Origin of the sequence: Rathayibacter sp. AY1F8, from assembly GCF_002932165.1 — a bacterium.
In the GTDB taxonomy this organism is placed as follows: Bacteria; Actinomycetota; Actinomycetes; order Actinomycetales; family Microbacteriaceae; genus Rathayibacter.
This window is the reverse complement of sequence record NZ_PSVB01000002.1, coordinates 286,252-302,931: the sequence shown is the minus strand read 5'-3', so window position 1 is coordinate 302,931 and position 16,680 is coordinate 286,252. Positions and strand designations below refer to the sequence as shown.

Below are 16,680 nucleotides of genomic sequence, written 5' to 3'. Positions count from 1 at the left end.
GGCGCCCTCGCCCTAGGCTGGAGCGATGACCGCGCCCGTTCCGCCCGTCGCCCGCCGCGTCCCCCTCGAGCGCCGCCACCACGGCAACGTGGTGGTCGACCACTACGAGTGGCTGCGCGAGAAGGAGAGCCCCGAGGTGATCGCGCACCTCGAGGCTGAGAACGCGTACACCGAGGCGGTGCTGGCTCCTCTCGCTCCGCTGCGCGAGCGCCTGTTCGAGGAGATCCGCTCGCGGACGAAGGAGACCGACCTCTCGGTGCCCGTCCGGGAGGGCTCCTGGTGGTACTTCTCGCGCTCCTACGAGGGCCGCCAGTACGCCGTGCACTGCCGGGCGCCGATCAGCGGGCCGGACGACTGGACGCCGCCGTCGATCGCCGAGGGCGGTCCGCTCGAGGGCGAGCAGGTCGTCCTGGACGGCAACGCGGAGGCGGAGGGGCACGACTTCTTCTCGCTCGGCAGCTTCGACGTCTCGGCCGACGGCCGACGGCTGCTCTTCGGCACCGACGTCGAGGGCGACGAGCGCTACACCCTCCGCATCCGCGACCTCGAGACCGGCGAGGATCTGCCGGACGTCATCGAGGGCACCGGCGGCGGAGCGACCTTCGGCGCCGACGCGCGCTTCGTCTTCTACCCGACCGTCGACGAGTCCTGGCGCCCCGACACGATCTGGCGGCACGAGGTCGGCGCCGGGACCCCGGACGAGGTCGTCTTCGCCGAGCCCGACGAGCGCTACTGGATCGGCGTGGGCCTCACCCGCAGCCGCCGCTTCCTCGTCATCGAGATCGGCAGCAAGATCACGAGCGAGTGCCTGCTGCTGGACGCGTCCGACCCGACCGGCTCCTTCCGCTCGGTGTGGCCGCGCCGCGAGGGCGTGGAGTACGAGGTCGAGCACGCCGTCGTCGACGGACGCGACCGCCTGCTGATCGTGCACAACGACGGCGCCCTCGACTTCGAGATCGTCGAGGAGCCGGCCGACCTGTCGCTCGACGCCGACGCCCGGGCCCGCGAGCGCCGCGTGGTGGTGCCGCACCGCGAGGGCCGCCGGATCGAGGGCGTCGACGCCTTCGCCGGGCACGTCGTCGTCTCCTACCGGGCCGACGGAGCCACCCGGCTCGGGCTGCTCCGCGAGGACGGCGCCGGAGCGCGGCTCGAGGAGATCGTCTTCGACGAGCCGCTCTACGACGCGGGCCTGGCGGGCAACCCGGAGTGGGAGCAGCCCTCCCTCCGCCTCGCCTACACCTCGTTCGTCACCCCCTCGACCGTGCTCGCGCTCGACGTCGCGACGGGCGAGCGCACGGTGCTCAAGCAGCAGCCGGTGCTCGGCGACTACGACCCCGCGCTCTACGTGCAGCGGAGGGAGTGGGCCGTGGCGGAGGACGGCACGCGGGTGCCCCTCTCGCTCGTCTGGCGCCGCGACGCCGCCGATCCGGACTCGGCCCCCGCGCCGCTCCTCCTCTACGGCTACGGCTCGTACGAGGCGAGCATCGACCCGGGCTTCTCGATCGCGCGCCTCTCGCTGCTCGACCGCGGCGTCGTCTTCGCCGTCGCGCACGTCCGCGGCGGCGGGGAGATGGGCCGCTCCTGGTACGAGAACGGGAAGACGCTGGCGAAGCGGACGACCTTCACCGACTTCGTCTCCGCGGCGCGGCACCTGGTCGACGCGGGCTTCACCACTCCGGACCGCCTGGTCGCGCAGGGAGGGTCGGCCGGCGGCCTGCTGATGGGCGCGGTCGCGAACCTCGCCCCGGAGGCGTTCGCCGGCGTCCTCGCGCAGGTCCCGTTCGTCGACGCGCTCACCTCGATCCTCGACCCGTCGCTCCCGCTCACGGTGATCGAGTGGGACGAGTGGGGCGACCCGCTGCACGACGCCGAGGTCTACGCCTACATGAAGTCGTACTCGCCCTACGAGAACGTCCGCGAGGGCGTGCAGTACCCCCGGATCCTCGCGACGACGAGCCTCAACGACACCCGGGTGCTGTACGTGGAGCCGGCGAAGTGGGTGGCCAGGCTCCGCGAGGTCGGCGCTCCCGCGCTGCTGCGCACCGAGATGACAGCGGGACACGGCGGAGTGAGCGGACGCTACGAGCGCTGGCGCGAGATCGCGTTCGAGTACGCCTGGACGCTGGACGTGCTCGAGCTGGCCTGAGCGCCCCGCCGCAAGCCCCTCCGCCCGTCGTCCGCGGCCAGTAGGGTTCGGGGTGCCGACGGAGGGAAGAGCATGAGCGCAGGCCTGTCGATCGACCGCATCGCCGCATGGGTGGCGGACCAGAGGTGGTACGCGAGCAAGGGGCGGCGCCCCGAGCTGGAGGTCCGCGGCGCCTGGTCGCTGCACCCCGGCGAGGCGGAGGTGGTGGACCACCTCTTCATCGACCGGGCAGGCACGAGCCCGGTGCTGTACCAGGTGCCGGTGACCGTCCACGCGGCTCCGGTGCCCGGGCTCGAGGACGCCCTCGTCTACTCCGACGACGCGCACTACGTGTACGACGCTCCGCGCGACCCGGTGTTCGCCCGCGCCCTGCTCGGCATGATCGCCGACGGCGGCCGCTCCGACGAGGACGGCGCCCAGGGCGGCGCCCGCGCCGAGGGCCACCGGCAGCCGGGTGCCGCGATCGGGGCGTTCGCGTCCTCGAAGGTGCTCAGCGGCGAGCAGTCGAACACCTCGGTGATCGTCCGCACCACCGCCGACGACGGATCCGACGCGACCCCGGTGATCGTCAAGGTCTTCCGCGCCCTCCACCACGGCGACAATCCGGACGTGACGGTGCAGTCGGCGCTCAACGCCGCCGGGAGCGCCCTCGTCCCGCCCGTGATCGGCAACGTGACCGGCGAGTGGGACGACGAGGGCGAGGAGACGGGCCGCGCCTTCGGGCACCTCGCCTTCGCGCAGGAGTTCCTCCCCGGGGTCCAGGACGCGTGGCGCGTCGCCCTCGAGGCGGTCGCCGCCGACTCCGACTTCACCGGACCCGCCCGCGAGCTGGGCCGCGCCACCGCCGAGGTGCACGCGACGCTGGCGGAGGTCATGCCGACCGAGGACACCACGTCCGAGGTCGTCGAGCGGATGGTCGCGGCCATGCGCCGTCGCCTGCGCATCGCCTCGGCCGAGGTCCCCGTGATCGCCGAGGACTCGGAGGCGATCGAGGCCGTGTTCCGCGCCGCCGAGACCGCGCCGTGGCCGAGGCTCCAGCGCATCCACGGCGACTACCACCTCGGGCAGGTCCTGTCCGTGCCCGATCGCGGCTGGGTGCTCCTCGACTTCGAGGGCGAGCCGCTGCGGCCCATGCACGAGCGCCGTCTTCCCGACGTGGCGCTCCGCGACGTGGCGGGGATGCTGCGCTCCTTCGACTACGCGGCGGGTGCGCACGAGCAGGCCGAGCCGGGCGCCTCGAGGGCGGCGTGGGCGGCGGCGAGCCGTGCCGCGTTCCTCGAGGGCTACGCCGAGCAGGCGGGCGACGCGGTCACCGCGCACCGGGCGGTGCTCGACGCGTTCGAGCTCGACAAGGCCGTCTACGAGGCGATCTACGAGGCGCGCAACCGGCCGGAGTGGCTGTCGATCCCGGTCGCCGCGGTGCAGCGCCTCGCCGGACGCTCGTAGGGTGGCAGGCATGAGCGACGACACCGACGACAAGAAGCCCCTGGACCCGCTGAGCGACTTCAGCATCCCGGGCGACACCGATCTGCACACGACCGGCGATGCCTCGGGCGCGGACGGCGACGAGGTCGCGGAGCCCGGAGCGAACGAGGACTGAGCCGCCTGCTCTGCGGGGCCGGCCGTCGGCTCGGCTCCGCGGAGCCGACGGCCGGACTAGCGCAGCGGGGCGAGCGGCTCGACCGCCGGCCCCTCCAGCACCGTCCCGTCGGCTGCGAAGCGGGAGCCGTGCAGCGGACAGTCCCAGCTGCGCTCCGAGTCGTTCCAGGTGACGATCCCGCCCAGGTGCGGGCACACCGCCGACACCGCGCAGCGCCGCCCCTCCACGGTGGAGACCGCGACGGGCTGCAGGCCGTCGCGGGCGAGCGAGCCCTGGCCCTCCGCCGGCACCACCCCGGCCGAGCGGGGCGCGCGGAGCGCTGCCGACCAGCCGCGGGCGTACCAGGCGCCCACCGCCAGCCCGGCGCCGAGCCCCTCCGCCATCACCCGCGGCAGCGTGGGCCGGCGGTGCAGCGTCCTCGCCCAGGCCGGCGTCGCGCCCTCGAGGTCGGCGACGAGCGTCAGCGCGGCCTGCACCGCGTTGGTCATCCCCCACTTGTCGTAGCCGGTCGCCAGGAAGATCCGTCCGCGGCCCCGCGGCAGCCAGCCCACGAACGGCACGCGGTGGAACGGCTCGTAGTCCTGGGCGCTCCACTGCGCGACCGGCTCCGCCCCCGGGAAGGACCGCCGCGTCCAGGCGACCAGGTCGTCCACCGCCTCCGAGGTGACGGGCCTGCGCCCCACCGGGTGGCCGTTGCCGCCGATCAGGAGGAGCCGCTCGCCGTCGCGCTCGGCGTCGCGCACCGAGCGGGACGGCTCGTCGACCGAGAGGTACATGCCGTCGGGGATCGGCGCGTCGGTGCGGAACGCGACCGCGTACGAGCGCAGCGCGGCGATCTTGGCGAAGTAGAGGCCGCGGTCGAGGATCGGCGCCCCCGTGAGCAGGTAGGCCCGGTCCCCGGTCACCGGGCCCGCGCTGGTGCGGACCCGGACGGGAGCGGTCGCTCGCATCCCGAGGGCCCGGACGCCCTGCACCAGGCTGCCCCCGGCGGCGCGGAAGTCGGCGGCGAGCGCGGTGAGGACGTCCATCGGGTCGAACTGGGCCTGGTCGTCGAGGGCGACGGCCGCCGTGCTGGGGAACGGCACGTCGAGCTCGCCGACGAGGCGGGTCGCGAGGCCGAAGCGGCGCGCGGTCGCATGCTCCTTCAGGACGGCGTCCACGCCCTCGGGCGTCTGCGCGTAGCTGTAGGCGGTGCGCCTCTGCACCGGCACGCCCGCGCCCTCGCAGTAGTCGAGCAGCCAGCGGAAGCCCGCGAGGTTCGCCGCGACGTAGGCCTCGGTCACCGCGGGGATGTTGCGCTCCGCGATCCGGGAGAGGTGCGCTCCCTGCAGGAGGCTGAGCTTCGCCGTCGTGTTCCCGGTCGTGACGGCGCCGACCTCCCGCGCCTCCAGCACCAGCACGCGCCGGCCGGTCCGCTGCAGGAGGAGCGCGGTGACCAGCCCGGTGAGCCCGGCGCCGACCACGACGTCGTCGTAGTGCGCGCCCGGCACGAACTCGTCGGAGGGGATCGGAGCCGCGCCCGCCCGCCAGAGGGAGCGGGGCCGCGGGGCCGTCGTGGTCGTGTCCTCCGGAGTCATCGGGAGTCCCTCCGTTCAGGGGCCGGACGGCCCGCGAGCGACGCTACGCGGAGCCTCCGGGACCGTCACGGTGTTGACACGTCGCGGGACGCGGGCTCAGAGCCAGCCCCACCGCTTGAAGAGCCGGTGCAGCACCACGCTCGAGGCGAGCATCGCCGCGAGCGCCGCCGGGTACCCCCACGCCACGTGCAGCTCGGGCATCACGTCGAAGTTCATGCCGTAGATGCTCGAGATCATGGTCGGCGCGAAGAAGATGGCCGCCCAGGCGGAGATCCGCTTGACCTCGTCGTTCTGCTGGTTGCCCACCTCCGCGAGCTTCTTCATGTCCTCGTTCTGGCGCTGGGCGACGAGGGTCGCGTTCACCGCCAGGATCTCCCGCAGCGTGGTGCGGAAGCCGTCGACCCGCTCGGTGACGAGCGCGACGTGGTCGGCGACGTCGCGGATGTAGCGGCGCAGCTCCACATCCGACTGGAACACCTCGAAGTCGGTGACGAGCCGCCCGAGCATGCCGGTCAGCGGAGCGACCGCGCGCTGGAAGTCCAGCACCTCCTGGCTGAGCTCGTAGATGCGGCGGGACACCGCCGGGTCGCCCTCGAAGACCTGCGCCTCGATCTCGTCGATGTCGTTCTCGAGACCGGCGACGACGGGCGAGTACTGATCCACGACGGCGTCGAGGATCGCGTACAGCACGGCGACCGGGCCGACGCGCAGCAGCTCCGGATCGGCCTCCATCCGCCGCCGCACCAGCGAGAGGTCGGGCTTCTCGGAGTGGCGGACCGTGACGACGAAGTTCGACCCCACGAACAGGTGGAGCTCGCCGAAGTCGACCTCCTCGCGCTGGTCGGAGTAGCTGGCGGCGCGCAGCACCACGAACATGTCGCTGCCGTACCGCTCGAGCTTGGGCCTCTGGTGCGCGCTGATCGCGTCCTCGAGGGCGAGCGGGTGCATCGAGAACTCGTCCTCGAGCGCGGCGAGCTCGGCCGCGTTCGGCCGGTACAGCCCGATCCACGCCATCGCGTCGGGCAGCTTCTGCAGGGCGGCGAGCGCCTCCGGGATGCTGCCGGGAGAGACGACCCGGCGGCCGTCCTGGTAGATCGCGTTGTCGACCGTGCTGGTGCGGACCGGCTCGTCGTCCGGGCGCAGACGCTGGATGGGAGCGGTGTCCTCGGCGGCGGCGCGGGTGCGCGAGCCCAGACCCAGGATCGTCGCGGGGACGCGGGGCAGCTTCACGACCATCTCCTCTGCTCGACCGACGCCCTATTGTGCACCTCCCGGTGAACGGGAGGTGTCCGCTGCGCCGCCGGTGTCGGAGGGCCTCACTAGCCTGGAGTCGCTCCCCCGGACGACGCAGAGGAAGGACGACCGTGAAGCTGCTGCACACCTCGGACTGGCACATCGGCCGCACCTTCCACGGGCACTCCACGACGGCGGCGCTCGCGACCGTGCTCGAGGCCCTGGTCGAGACGGTGCGGGCCGAGCGCGTGGACGCGGTGCTGATCGCCGGCGACGTCTTCGACTCCGCCGTGCCCGCCGCGGAGCACTACACCCTCCTCACCCGCACGCTCGAGGCGATCCGCGCGGCCGGCGCCGAGGTCGTCCTCACCAGCGGCAACCACGACTCCCCCGCCCGGCTCGGCTTCCAGGCGGGGCTCCTTCGCGGAGCGGGCGTCCACGTCCTCACCGACCCCGAGGCGTACGCCGAGCCGGTCGTGCTGCGCGACGCGTCCGGGCTCGAGGTCGGCGTCCACGGCATCCCCTTCCTCGAGCCCGCCCTCTACCGCCACCGGCACCCGGAGGAGCAGCTGCGCCGCCACGAGGACGTGCTCGCCTTCGCGATGGCGCGGGTGCGCGCCGCCGCCGAGGCGGCGGGCCGTCCCTGGGTCGTGCTCGCGCACTGCTTCGCGGTCGGAGCCCCGGCCGCGGTCCTCGAGCGCGACATCACGGCGGGCGGGCTCGACTACGTCTCGGTCGAGCACTTCGCCGCGGCCGACTACGCGGCGCTCGGGCACATCCACGGACGCGCCGAGCTGCTGCCGGGAGTGCGCTACTCCGGAGCGCCGCTGCACTACTCGTTCGGCGAGGCGTCGAAGCCGCGCGGCGCCTGGCTGGTGACGATCGGGCCCGAGGGGCTCGAGGGCGTCGAGTGGTCGCCGCTCCCCGTGCCGAGGAGGCTCAGCGTGATCGAGGGCGAGCTCCAGCAGCTGCTGCGCGATCCCTCCCTGGCCGAGGTGGAGGGCGACTGGGTCTCGGCGGTGCTCACCGATCCCGTGCGCCCGCTCGACGCGATGGCGCGCCTGCAGTCGCGCTTCCCCGGCTGCGCCACGCTCGAGCACCGGCCCCCGCACGCCGCGGCCGAGCCGCGCGCGTACGCCGAGCGGATCCGCGGGCGGAGCGACGTGGAGGTCGTCGACGACTTCCTCGCCCACGTCCGCGGCGGTCACGGCGCCACGGAGACCGAGCGCGCCCTCACCCTCGACGCGCTCGCGGCCGTCGAGGCCGAGGCTCTGCGGTGAGGATCCGCCGACTCGCCTTCGCCGGACTCGGACCGTTCCGCGCCGAGCAGTGCGTCGACTTCGACCGGCTCGAGGACGTGGGCGTGTACCTCATCGCCGGGCGCACTGGAGCGGGCAAGTCGACGATCCTCGACGCGATCGCGTTCGCGCTCTACGGCTCGGTCCCCCGCTTCGACGGCACCGCCTCGCGCCTCCGGAGCGACCACAGCGGCCCCGAGGACGAGACCTTCGCCGAGCTCGACTTCGAGGCGGCGGGGCGCGTCTACCGCGTCCGGCGCTCGCCCGAGTACGAGCGGCCGAAACGGCGCGGCACCGGCACCACGACCCAGCCGGCGAAGGTCGAGCTGCTGGAGCAGGTCGACGGCACCTGGGTCGGGCTCTCGTCGAGCGCGAAGGAGGTGGGCGCCGACATCGGCCGGATCGTCGGCCTGACGAAGGACCAGTTCCTCCAGGTGATCCTGCTGGCGCAGAACCGCTTCCACGAGTTCCTGCTCGCGAAGAACGACGACCGGCAGCGGCTCCTGCGCACGCTCTTCGCGACCGAGCGCTTCGATCTGCTCCGCCGCCGCCTGCTCGAGCAGCGCGACGCGAGCGCCGTCGAGCTCGAGGAGGAGCGCGCGGCCGTGACGGCGCTCGCGGACGAGGCCGTCCGGCTCCTCGATGACGGAGCCGAGCCGCCTCTGCCGGACGCCGCCTGGTTCGCCGGGCTGCCGGCGCGGCTCGCCGCTCCGCTCGAGGCGGCCCGGGCCGGCTCCGCCGCGGCCGACGCGGCGCACGAGGCCGCGGGCGCCGCTCTCGACGAGGCCCGGCGCACCGCCCGGGGCCAGGAGCGGCGCCGGCGCGCCCTCATCGAGGCGGAGGAGCTCGTGGTCGCCGAGGCGCACGTCGAGCAGCAGCGGGCCGCGATCGAGCGCGCGCGCCGGGCCGACGGCGTGCTGCCGCTGCTCCGCTCCGCCCGGGCAGCCGCCGAGAAGGAGCGGGCCGCCCGGCAGCAGCGCGACCTCGCCGCCGACGCCTACGGGGACGCGTCCGGGGGCCCGGCCGCCGAGACGGCCGAACGGCTCGCCGCTGTCCTCGGCGCCCTCGCCGAGGCGCTGGCAGAGGAGCGCCGGCTCCCCGACGCGGAGCGCGTCGCCGAGCGGTCCGCACGCGCCGAGCAGGCGGCGGCGACCGCGCTCGCGGGGATCGAGGCGGAGCTGCGCGAGCTGCCCGCCCGCGTCGACGCGCTCGCCGCCGAGGAGGAGTCCCTGGCCGGGGAGGCCGCCGCTGTCCCCACGCGCGTCGACGAGCTCGCCGCGCTCGAGCGGAGGATCGCCGCGGCCCTCGAGCGCGATCTCACTGCGGCGGGTCTGCAGCGGCTCGGCACGGCCTACGCCGACGCGGCGCGGGTCCACGGCGAGCGCGCCGCGGAGCAGGCCGCCCTGATCGCGCGCCGGTTCGCCGGGTTCGCCGGGGAGCTCGCCGAGCGGCTGGAGCCGGGCGAGCCCTGCCCCGTCTGCGGCTCGTGCGAGCACCCCCGCCCGGCCGAGCACGACGGCCCGACGACGGTCGGCACCGACGACCTCGACCGGGCCCGCGTCGCGGTGGAGCGCGCCGCCGCCGCCCTCGACGGCGCCCGCGAGCGCGAGGGAGCCGCGGCTCGGGCTCTCGCGGCGCTCGAGGAGCGTGTGGGCGAGGACGCGGATCCGGAGTCGCTCCGCCCGGCGCACGAGGAGCGGCTCGCCTCGGCGCGCCGCGCCGCCGCCCGCATGGAGGAGCTGCGGCGCGAGCGCACCCGGCTGCGCACCCGGATCGACGCTCTCACGACCGGACGGGACGCCGCTCGCGAGGAGCACCGCGCCCGCGCCGACGAGTCCGCCCTCGCCGCTGAAGCGTTGCGGCTGCTGCGGGAGCGCGTCGAGGCCTTCCGCGACGGCGCGACGAGCGTCGCCTCGCGGGTCGAGCAGCTGAGTGCCCAGCGCCGCCGTGCCGTCGCCCTGGTCGAGGCCGAGGAGGCGGCCGTCTCGCGGTCCGAGGCCGCCGCCGCCGCCCGGGAGGAGCTCGCCGAGGTCCTCGCCGAGCGCGGCTTCACGACCGCCGAGGAGGCCGAGTCGGCCGCGCTCGCCAGCGGGGACCGGGCTCGGGCCGAGGCCGTCGTCGCCGAGCACGAGCGACGGCGGAGCGCGACGGAGGCGGTGCTGTCCGACCCGGAGCTCCGCGGACTGCCGGGCACGGCCGTCGACCTCGCCGCCGCCGAGGAGCGCTCGCGCGAGGCCTCCGCCCGTCGCGACGAGGCGCGAGCCGGCCTCTCCGTGCTCGAGCACCGCTCGGAGCGCCTGGCCGAGCTCGCCGCGACGGCCGCGGGCCGCCTCGCCGTGCTGGGTGAGCGTCTCCACCGCCACGAGGAGCTGCGCGCGCTGGCCGAGACCGTCTCCGGCCGGGGGCAGAACACGCGCCGGATGGACCTCGAGGCCTTCGCCCTCGCCGGACGCCTGGAGGAGATCGTGACCGCGGCGAACCTCCGCCTCGACGCGATGACCAGCGGCCGCTACGCCCTCGCCCACGACGACTCGCTCGCCTACCGCGGCGCCGCCTCCGGCCTCGGGATCGACGTGCTCGACGCCTTCACCGGCGTCCGCCGGCAGCCCGCCTCGCTCTCCGGCGGCGAGACGTTCCTCGCCTCGCTCGCCCTCGCCCTCGGCCTCGCCGACGTGGTGACGGCGCAGTCCGGCGGCATCTCGCTCGAGACCATGTTCATCGACGAGGGCTTCGGCTCGCTCGACGCCGAGACGCTCGAGACGGCGCTCAGCACGCTCGACGAGCTGCGGTCGGGCGGTCGGACGATCGGCCTGATCAGCCACGTCGACGCGATGCGCGAGCGGCTGCCGATCGGCCTCCGCGTCGCAGTGGGGCCGCGCGGCGACTCGACGATCCTCACCGGCTGAGCGGCCGCTCCCGGGCGAAGGGGCGGCGACGGCCCGCTCCCTCCTCTCGCACTGCAGCAGCGAGCGCGCCCGCGCCCGCTGCTAGGGTCGTGCGCAGTGACACGGGGTGCCCGCCAGGGCTGAGAGAAGACCCGTTGAACCTGATCTAGTTCGTACTAGCGAAGGGATGTCGCGAATGAGCATTCGCACGCCTGTCCACCCGACCCTCCCCGCCGACACGGCGCCCGACCCGGCGTCCGTGGGTCGCGATCTCGCCGAGCTCCGCGCCGCCGGGCCCCTGGTGCAGTGCATCACGAACGCGGTCGTCACCGGCTTCACCGCCAACAGCCTTCTGGCCCTCGGCGCCAGCCCGGCGATGTGCGACCTGCCCGGCGAGGCGGGCGTCTTCGCGGGCCTCGCCTCCGCGGTGCTCGTCAACCTCGGCACGCCCGGAGCGGAGCAGCGCGAGGGTGCTCGCGAGGCGGTCGCCGCGGCCGGACGCGCCGGCACCCCGTGGGTGCTCGATCCGGTCGCCGTGGGCCCGCTGCCCGTCCGCACCGCTCTGGCGGTGGAGCTGCTCGAGGCGCGGCCCGCGATCATCCGCGGCAACGCCTCCGAGATCCTCGCCCTCGCGGGAGCCGGTGCGGGCGGCCGCGGCGTGGACGCCGTCGACACCGCCGAGCAGGCGCTCGACTCCGCCCGCGACCTCGCCCGCCGCACCGGCGGCGTGGTCGCCGTCTCGGGAGCGGTCGACCTCGTCACCGACGGCGAGCGGATCGTCCGGGTCACGGGGGGCCACCCGCTGCTGACCCGCGTGACCGGCGGCGGCTGCGCGCTCGGCGCCGTGATGGCGGCGTTCCTCGGCGCGGGCGCCCGCCCGCTCGACGCGGCCGTCAGCGCTTCCGCGGTCTGGGGCCTCGCCGCCGAGCGGGCCGCCGCCGCGAGCAGCGGTCCCGGGTCCTTCGCCGTCGGCCTCCTCGACGCCCTCGCTGCCCTCCAGCCGGCCGACGCCGAGGCCGGGGCGCGGATCGCATGAGCCTCGACCTCTCGCTCTACCTCGTCACGGACACCGCCCAGTGCGGCCCGCGCGGCGTGCCCGCGGTGGTCGCCGCCGCCGTCCGGGGCGGAGTCACGACCGTGCAGATCCGCGATCACGACGCCCCCGCCGCCGAGCTCGTCGCCCTGACCCGGGCCGTCGCCGCCGTCCTCGACGAGCGCACGACCCTGCTGGTCGACGACCGCGTCGACGTCGCCCTCGCCGCCCGCCTCGCGGGCGCCCGCGTCCACGGCGTCCACCTCGGGCAGTCCGACCTCCCCGTCACCGCCGCCCGCTCGCTGCTCGGACCCGACGCGGTGATCGGGCTCACCGCGAACACCCCCGAGCACCTCGCCGCCGTCCGCGCCCTGCCCGCGGGGACGGTCGACTACCTCGGCGTCGGCGTCATCCGGCCCACCGCGACCAAGCCCGACCACCCCGCTCCCCTCGGTGTCGACGGGTTCGCCGCCCTCGCCGCGGCCGCGGCGCTGCCCTGCGTCGCCATCGGCGGAGTCGGAGCCGCGGACGCGGGGCCACTCCGCCTCGCCGGAGCGGCCGGGCTCGCGGTCGTGTCGGCGCTCTGCACGGCCGCCGACCCCGCGGCGGCCGCCCGCCTGATCCGAGCGGAGTGGGACCGATGACCGCCGGCGCCCGCGTCCCCCGTGTCCTCAGCATCGCCGGCACCGATCCGACCGGCGGTGCCGGCATCCAGGCCGACCTCAAGTCGATCGGCGCGCTCGGCGGCTACGGCATGGCGGTCGTCACCGCGCTCGTCGCGCAGAACACGCACGGGGTCCGCTCCGTGCACCTGCCGCCCGCCGCGTTCCTCCGCGAGCAGCTCGACGCGGTGAGCGACGACGTCACGATCGACGCGGTGAAGATCGGGATGCTCGCCACGGCCGAGTACGCCGGAGTCGTCGCCGAGTGGCTCGACGAGCTCCGCCCGCCCGTCGTGGTCGTGGATCCGGTGATGGTCGCGACCAGCGGTCACCTGCTGCTCGCTCCCGAGGCGGAGGACGCCGTGCGCGACCTGCTCCGCCGCGCCGACCTGGTGACGCCGAACCTCCCCGAGCTGGGCGTGCTGGCCGGAGAGCCGACCGCCTCCGACTGGCCGGCCGCGCTCGCGCAGGGGGCGATGCTCGCCCGCGCCCTCGACGCCGCCGTGCTGGTGAAGGGCGGCCACCTCGACGGCCCCGCCACCCCGGACGCGATCGTCACCCCCGACGGCCTCGTGCGCGAGGTCCCCGGCGAGCGCGTCGCCACCTCGAACACGCACGGCACCGGGTGCTCGCTCTCGTCCGCGATGGCGACGCTCCTGGCCGGGCGCGACGCCTCCTCCGACGCCCTGGTCGAGGCGCTGACGGAGGCCAAGGAGTGGCTGACCGGCGCCCTGCGCGCCGCCGACGCTCTCGAGGTCGGCACCGGCAACGGCCCGATCGACCACTTCCACCGGCAACGTCCTCCGGCGTTCTGCGCGGACGTCTGGGAGAGGACCCGGACCCTCCGCGACGAGATCGACGCGCTCCCGTTCGTGCGGGCCCTCGGCGACGGCTCCCTCGGGCGGGAGGACTTCGAGTGGTACCTCGAGCAGGACGCTCTCTACCTCACCGAGTACGCCCGCGTCCTGGCCGTGGCGGCGCAGCGCGCGCCGACCACCGCCGAGCAGGTCTTCTGGGCCGAGGGCTCGGCGTCCGCCCTCGCGGCGGAGGCGCAGCTGCACCGCGACCGGCTCGGGACCAGGGACGCGGCTCCCGCGCCCGTGACCCGCGGCTACACCGACCACCTGCTCGCGGTCGCCGCGCGGGGCGGCTACGGCGAGATCGTCGCCGCCCTGCTCCCCTGCTTCTGGCTCTACGCCGACGTCGGGTCGCGCCTCGCCGCCTCCGGGCACCCCGAGCACCCCTACGCGGACTGGCTGCTCACGTACGGCGACCCGGTCTTCGCGACGGCCACCGAGCGGGCGATCGAGTTCACGGAGCAGGCCGCCCGCGACGCCTCACCGAGGCAGCGCGCCGCGATGAGGGACGCGTTCCTGCGGTCGAGTTCGTTCGAGAAGGACTTCTTCGCCGCACCGCTCGCCCGGACCGGCTGAGCTCTCAGCCGGCCCGGTCGGGTGCGCTCAGCCGATCGCCTCGCGCAGGACGTGCATGAGGGCGTCCAGCTGCACCGTGTCGGCCGAGGCCGTCTCGGCGTCCGCGCCGTCGAGCGCCCGGGCGGCGAGACCGGCCTTGGCGTCGATGAGCTCGGCGATCTTCGCGTCGATCGTGTGCGCCGCGATGATCCTCCACGCCGTCACCGGCTCCTCCTGGCCGATGCGGTGCACGCGGTCGATCGCCTGCGTCTGCTCGGCCGAGGTCCACGACAGCTCGGCGAGCACCACGTTGGAGGACGCCTGCAGGTTCACGCCGACTCCCGCCGCGGTGAGCGAGCACACGGCGACAGAGACGTCAGGGTCCTCGTTGAAGGCGTCGATCTGCGTCTGGCGGAACGCCGCGGTCTGGTCGCCGCGGATGGAGACGGACGTCAGCTCGCGCTTCTCGAACGTGTCCTCCGCCTGGTCCATCACGTCGATGTGCTTCGCGAAGAAGACGACCTTGCCCACCGAGCGGGCCAGCTGCGAGGCGTAGTCGGCGGCCAGCGCCGCCTTGGCCTGGCCGATCCGGCGCACCATGGTGAAGACGTTCTCGCCGGTCTTGGCCGACTTCGACTCCTCGAGCTCGCTCTGCGCCACGATGCGGATGAACCGCTCGCGCTCGTCGTCGTCGAGCTCGTGCGTGATCGAGGAGGTGACCGCCCTGAAGCGCTGCAGCATGCGGGCGCCGAGCTCGCGCTCGGCCTTCTGGATGGAGCGGCCGAGGTCGTCGTCCAGCTCGACGGGCAGGTCGACGATCCGCTTCGACGGCAGGTCGGCGGCGACGTCGATCTTCTTGCGCCGGACGATGCCGAGGTCGATCACGGCCTCGCGCGCCTCCGGGTAGAAGCCCGTGTCGGCGGGGGTGAGGCCCGTCTCCTCGAGGCGGCCCATCAGCTCCGGCCCCGGCTTGGTCTCGTCGATCCAGCCGAGGAAGCGCCAGATGGCGCGGAAGTCGTCGACGTCGTTGATCAGCGGGGTGCCGGTCAGCGCGATCATCAGCGGATCGTGCCCCGGAGTGGTCTCGCGGATCCTCGACGCCAGCGCGAGCACGCTCTGCGAGCGCTGCGAGCGGAGGTTCTTGATGAAGTGCGCCTCGTCGACGACCATGCCGCGGAAGCCCAGGCTCCCGAGCCAGCCGATGTGCCGGTCGAGGATGTCGTAGTTGACGATGACCACGTCGGCGAACGCGTCGAGCGTGCCGCCGTCTCCGTGGATGACCGTGGCGCGCCGCTGCGGGGTCCAGTGCTCGACCTCGCGCGCCCAGTTCATCTTGACCACGTTCGGCACCACCGCGAGCAGCGGGTACGCCCCGACCACCGAGGCGGCGAGGAGGCTCTGCGCGGTCTTGCCCAGACCCGGCTCGTCGGCGAGCAGGAAGCTGCGGTGCCCCTCGCGGGCGCTCTCGATGAAGCGCGCCTGGTGCGGCATCAGCTCGCGGCCGCGCGGCGAGACCCGGTCGAGCTTCGGCGGCTCCGGGAGCTCCATGCTCGCGGCCCGTCCGCCCGCTCCGTACTCGAACGCCTTGAAGAGCGGCCCGAGCAGCTCCCAGTCGTCGAGCCTGCGGCGCGGCGCCGGAGCCGAGGCCTCGGCGATCGAGAAGTCCGGCGGGAGGAAGGGGTTCGCCAGCTGGCGGGCGCGCACCGACTGCGGCACGACCTGGTTGACCGGCACCTCGGGCTTGGGCTCCGGCTCGGTCACGATGAGCAGCTCGTCGGGGCTGAGCTCCGCGCCCGCCTCGAGCAGCCAGTCGCGGCGGAGCTTCTGCGCGGCCGCCGTGACGCCGGCCTCCGATTCGAGCAGCGCGATCAGGCTGGTGTCGCGGGCGGCCGTCTTGGCCAGGATCGTGGCGATGCCGTCGAGGCGCTTCATCTCCTCGGCGCGCTGCGCGTCGCTGAGCGAGGGATCGACCTTGACCCGCTTGCGCTCCTCGCGCATCAGGAGGGCGATCACCAGGAACTTCGTCCGGTTGGTCGGCCCGACCTTGCCGGTCTGGGCCTTCGCCTCCACCTCGCGGACGCGGCGGGCGAGGATCGGGATGATCCCCGCGTTGTCCACGCCGCGCGAGCGCGATCGGGGTCGGCTCCCGGCGGCGTTCGACGCTCGTCGCGTCTGACCGGACTGACGCTGGCCGCTGCGAGCCATGCTCCTCCTCGATGTGTGACGGGGGCGGAGGAGGGGTTCCCGCGCGCTGCCGTCGCCGTGCATCCGCCGGATCGCCTCCGGGGAGGCGTCGGGCGTCGGTGCATCCGGTGGCCGTCGGGAGCTCCGAGCAACGGGTCTGGGACCCGGTCGCAGCATCCCCGGCGTGCGGGTGCGGCGCCAGTCTACTCCTCGGGGCGGTCCGGTCGGCGCTCCGCCGCGCGGACGGTCGCGCTCGTCGTCATTCCGGGGTCGGGACGCGGATCACGAGACCCGCCGCCACGAAGACGCCGACCGCGGCGAGGCTCAGCGAGAACCAGATCGCGTCCGGGAACGCGAACGGCAGCACCGGGTTCCACAGCACGAGCACGGGGATGAGCCCGATCAGCCAGAGGAGTGCGCGCGCCTGGATCGCGAACCAGCCGATGACCGCCGCGAGGATCGCGACCGGGTAGCGGATGAAGTCGTAGGCGTCGGAGCCGACGAGGGCGAGCCCGGCCAGCAGCACGATCGCGCCGAGGATCCCGGGCGCGAGCGCCATGCGGGCGCGGTCGCGCGAGGGGTAGCGGGCGGCGGTCGCGCGGGACGGCTTGCGGGTGCTCACCCCTCGATCGTAGGCGCGCATACCCCGC

At 74.7% G+C, this 16,680-nt stretch carries 12 protein-coding genes and 1 riboswitch; of the genes, 8 read left to right on the top strand and 4 right to left on the bottom strand.

Annotated elements, in window-relative coordinates; genetic code table 11:
* Positions 1 to 25 precede the first annotated feature (25 nt).
* The 3 genes from C5C35_RS02980 to C5C35_RS16865 all read left to right on the top strand — a co-directional run bounded on the left by C5C35_RS02980 (position 26) and on the right by C5C35_RS16865 (position 3,746).
* Positions 26 to 2,146: a S9 family peptidase gene (locus C5C35_RS02980; protein WP_104262520.1), complete on the top strand. Its 2,121-nt coding sequence runs from the start codon at positions 26 to 28 to the stop codon at positions 2,144 to 2,146.
* Between the two features lie 72 nt (positions 2,147 to 2,218).
* Complete coding sequence (locus tag C5C35_RS02975) at positions 2,219 to 3,592, top strand: phosphotransferase (RefSeq protein WP_104262519.1); 1,374 nt, start codon at positions 2,219 to 2,221, stop codon at positions 3,590 to 3,592.
* Positions 3,593 to 3,602: 10 nt separating this feature from the next.
* Positions 3,603 to 3,746, top strand: coding sequence for a hypothetical protein (locus C5C35_RS16865; protein ID WP_181134070.1), 144 nt, complete (start codon positions 3,603 to 3,605; stop codon positions 3,744 to 3,746).
* A gap of 56 nt (positions 3,747 to 3,802) precedes the next feature.
* On the opposite strand, the gene C5C35_RS02970 is transcribed toward C5C35_RS16865, so the two are convergent.
* Both C5C35_RS02970 and C5C35_RS02965 read right to left on the bottom strand, forming a co-directional pair.
* Positions 3,803 to 5,323 carry an FAD-dependent oxidoreductase gene (locus C5C35_RS02970; RefSeq protein ID WP_104262518.1) on the bottom strand — a complete coding sequence of 507 codons (1,521 nt, stop codon included), beginning with the start codon at positions 5,321 to 5,323 and terminating at the stop codon, positions 3,803 to 3,805.
* Between the two features lie 96 nt (positions 5,324 to 5,419).
* Entirely contained in the window at positions 5,420 to 6,559 is a 1,140-nt protein-coding gene (locus C5C35_RS02965) for a magnesium and cobalt transport protein CorA (protein WP_104262517.1), read from the bottom strand.
* Between the two features lie 128 nt (positions 6,560 to 6,687).
* Here C5C35_RS02965 and C5C35_RS02960 point away from each other — a divergent pair, with 128 nt between their 5' ends.
* The 5 genes from C5C35_RS02960 to thiD all read left to right on the top strand — a co-directional run bounded on the left by C5C35_RS02960 (position 6,688) and on the right by thiD (position 13,867).
* A complete protein-coding gene (locus C5C35_RS02960) occupies positions 6,688 to 7,836 on the top strand; it encodes an exonuclease SbcCD subunit D (protein ID WP_104255110.1) in 1,149 nt (382 codons plus the stop codon).
* On the top strand, positions 7,833 to 10,760 hold the full coding sequence (locus C5C35_RS02955) for an AAA family ATPase (RefSeq protein ID WP_104262516.1): 2,928 nt from the start codon (positions 7,833 to 7,835) through the stop codon (positions 10,758 to 10,760). Before C5C35_RS02960 ends, C5C35_RS02955 begins: the two co-directional genes overlap by 4 nt.
* 92 nt (positions 10,761 to 10,852) lie before the next feature.
* Positions 10,853 to 10,944, top strand: a riboswitch (TPP riboswitch).
* The gene (thiM, locus tag C5C35_RS02950; protein WP_104262515.1) at positions 10,936 to 11,775 is read left to right on the top strand and encodes a hydroxyethylthiazole kinase; all 840 of its coding nucleotides are present in this window, start codon (positions 10,936 to 10,938) and stop codon (positions 11,773 to 11,775) included. Its footprint overlaps the riboswitch before it by 9 nt.
* Complete coding sequence (thiE, locus tag C5C35_RS02945; protein WP_104262514.1) at positions 11,772 to 12,416, top strand: thiamine phosphate synthase; 645 nt, start codon at positions 11,772 to 11,774, stop codon at positions 12,414 to 12,416. The genes thiM and thiE overlap by 4 nt, the downstream gene beginning before the upstream one ends.
* Complete coding sequence (gene thiD, locus C5C35_RS02940; protein ID WP_104262513.1) at positions 12,413 to 13,867, top strand: bifunctional hydroxymethylpyrimidine kinase/phosphomethylpyrimidine kinase; 1,455 nt, start codon at positions 12,413 to 12,415, stop codon at positions 13,865 to 13,867. The genes thiE and thiD overlap by 4 nt, the downstream gene beginning before the upstream one ends.
* Positions 13,868 to 13,894: 27 nt before the next feature.
* On the opposite strand, the gene C5C35_RS02935 is transcribed toward thiD, so the two are convergent.
* Together C5C35_RS02935 and C5C35_RS02930 are read right to left on the bottom strand one after the other, a co-directional pair.
* A complete protein-coding gene (locus C5C35_RS02935) occupies positions 13,895 to 16,051 on the bottom strand; it encodes a DEAD/DEAH box helicase (protein ID WP_104225603.1) in 2,157 nt (718 codons plus the stop codon).
* Positions 16,052 to 16,289: 238 nt separating this feature from the next.
* The gene (locus tag C5C35_RS02930) at positions 16,290 to 16,652 is read right to left on the bottom strand and encodes a DUF6804 family protein (RefSeq protein ID WP_258066305.1); all 363 of its coding nucleotides are present in this window, start codon (positions 16,650 to 16,652) and stop codon (positions 16,290 to 16,292) included.
* Positions 16,653 to 16,680 lie beyond the last annotated feature (28 nt).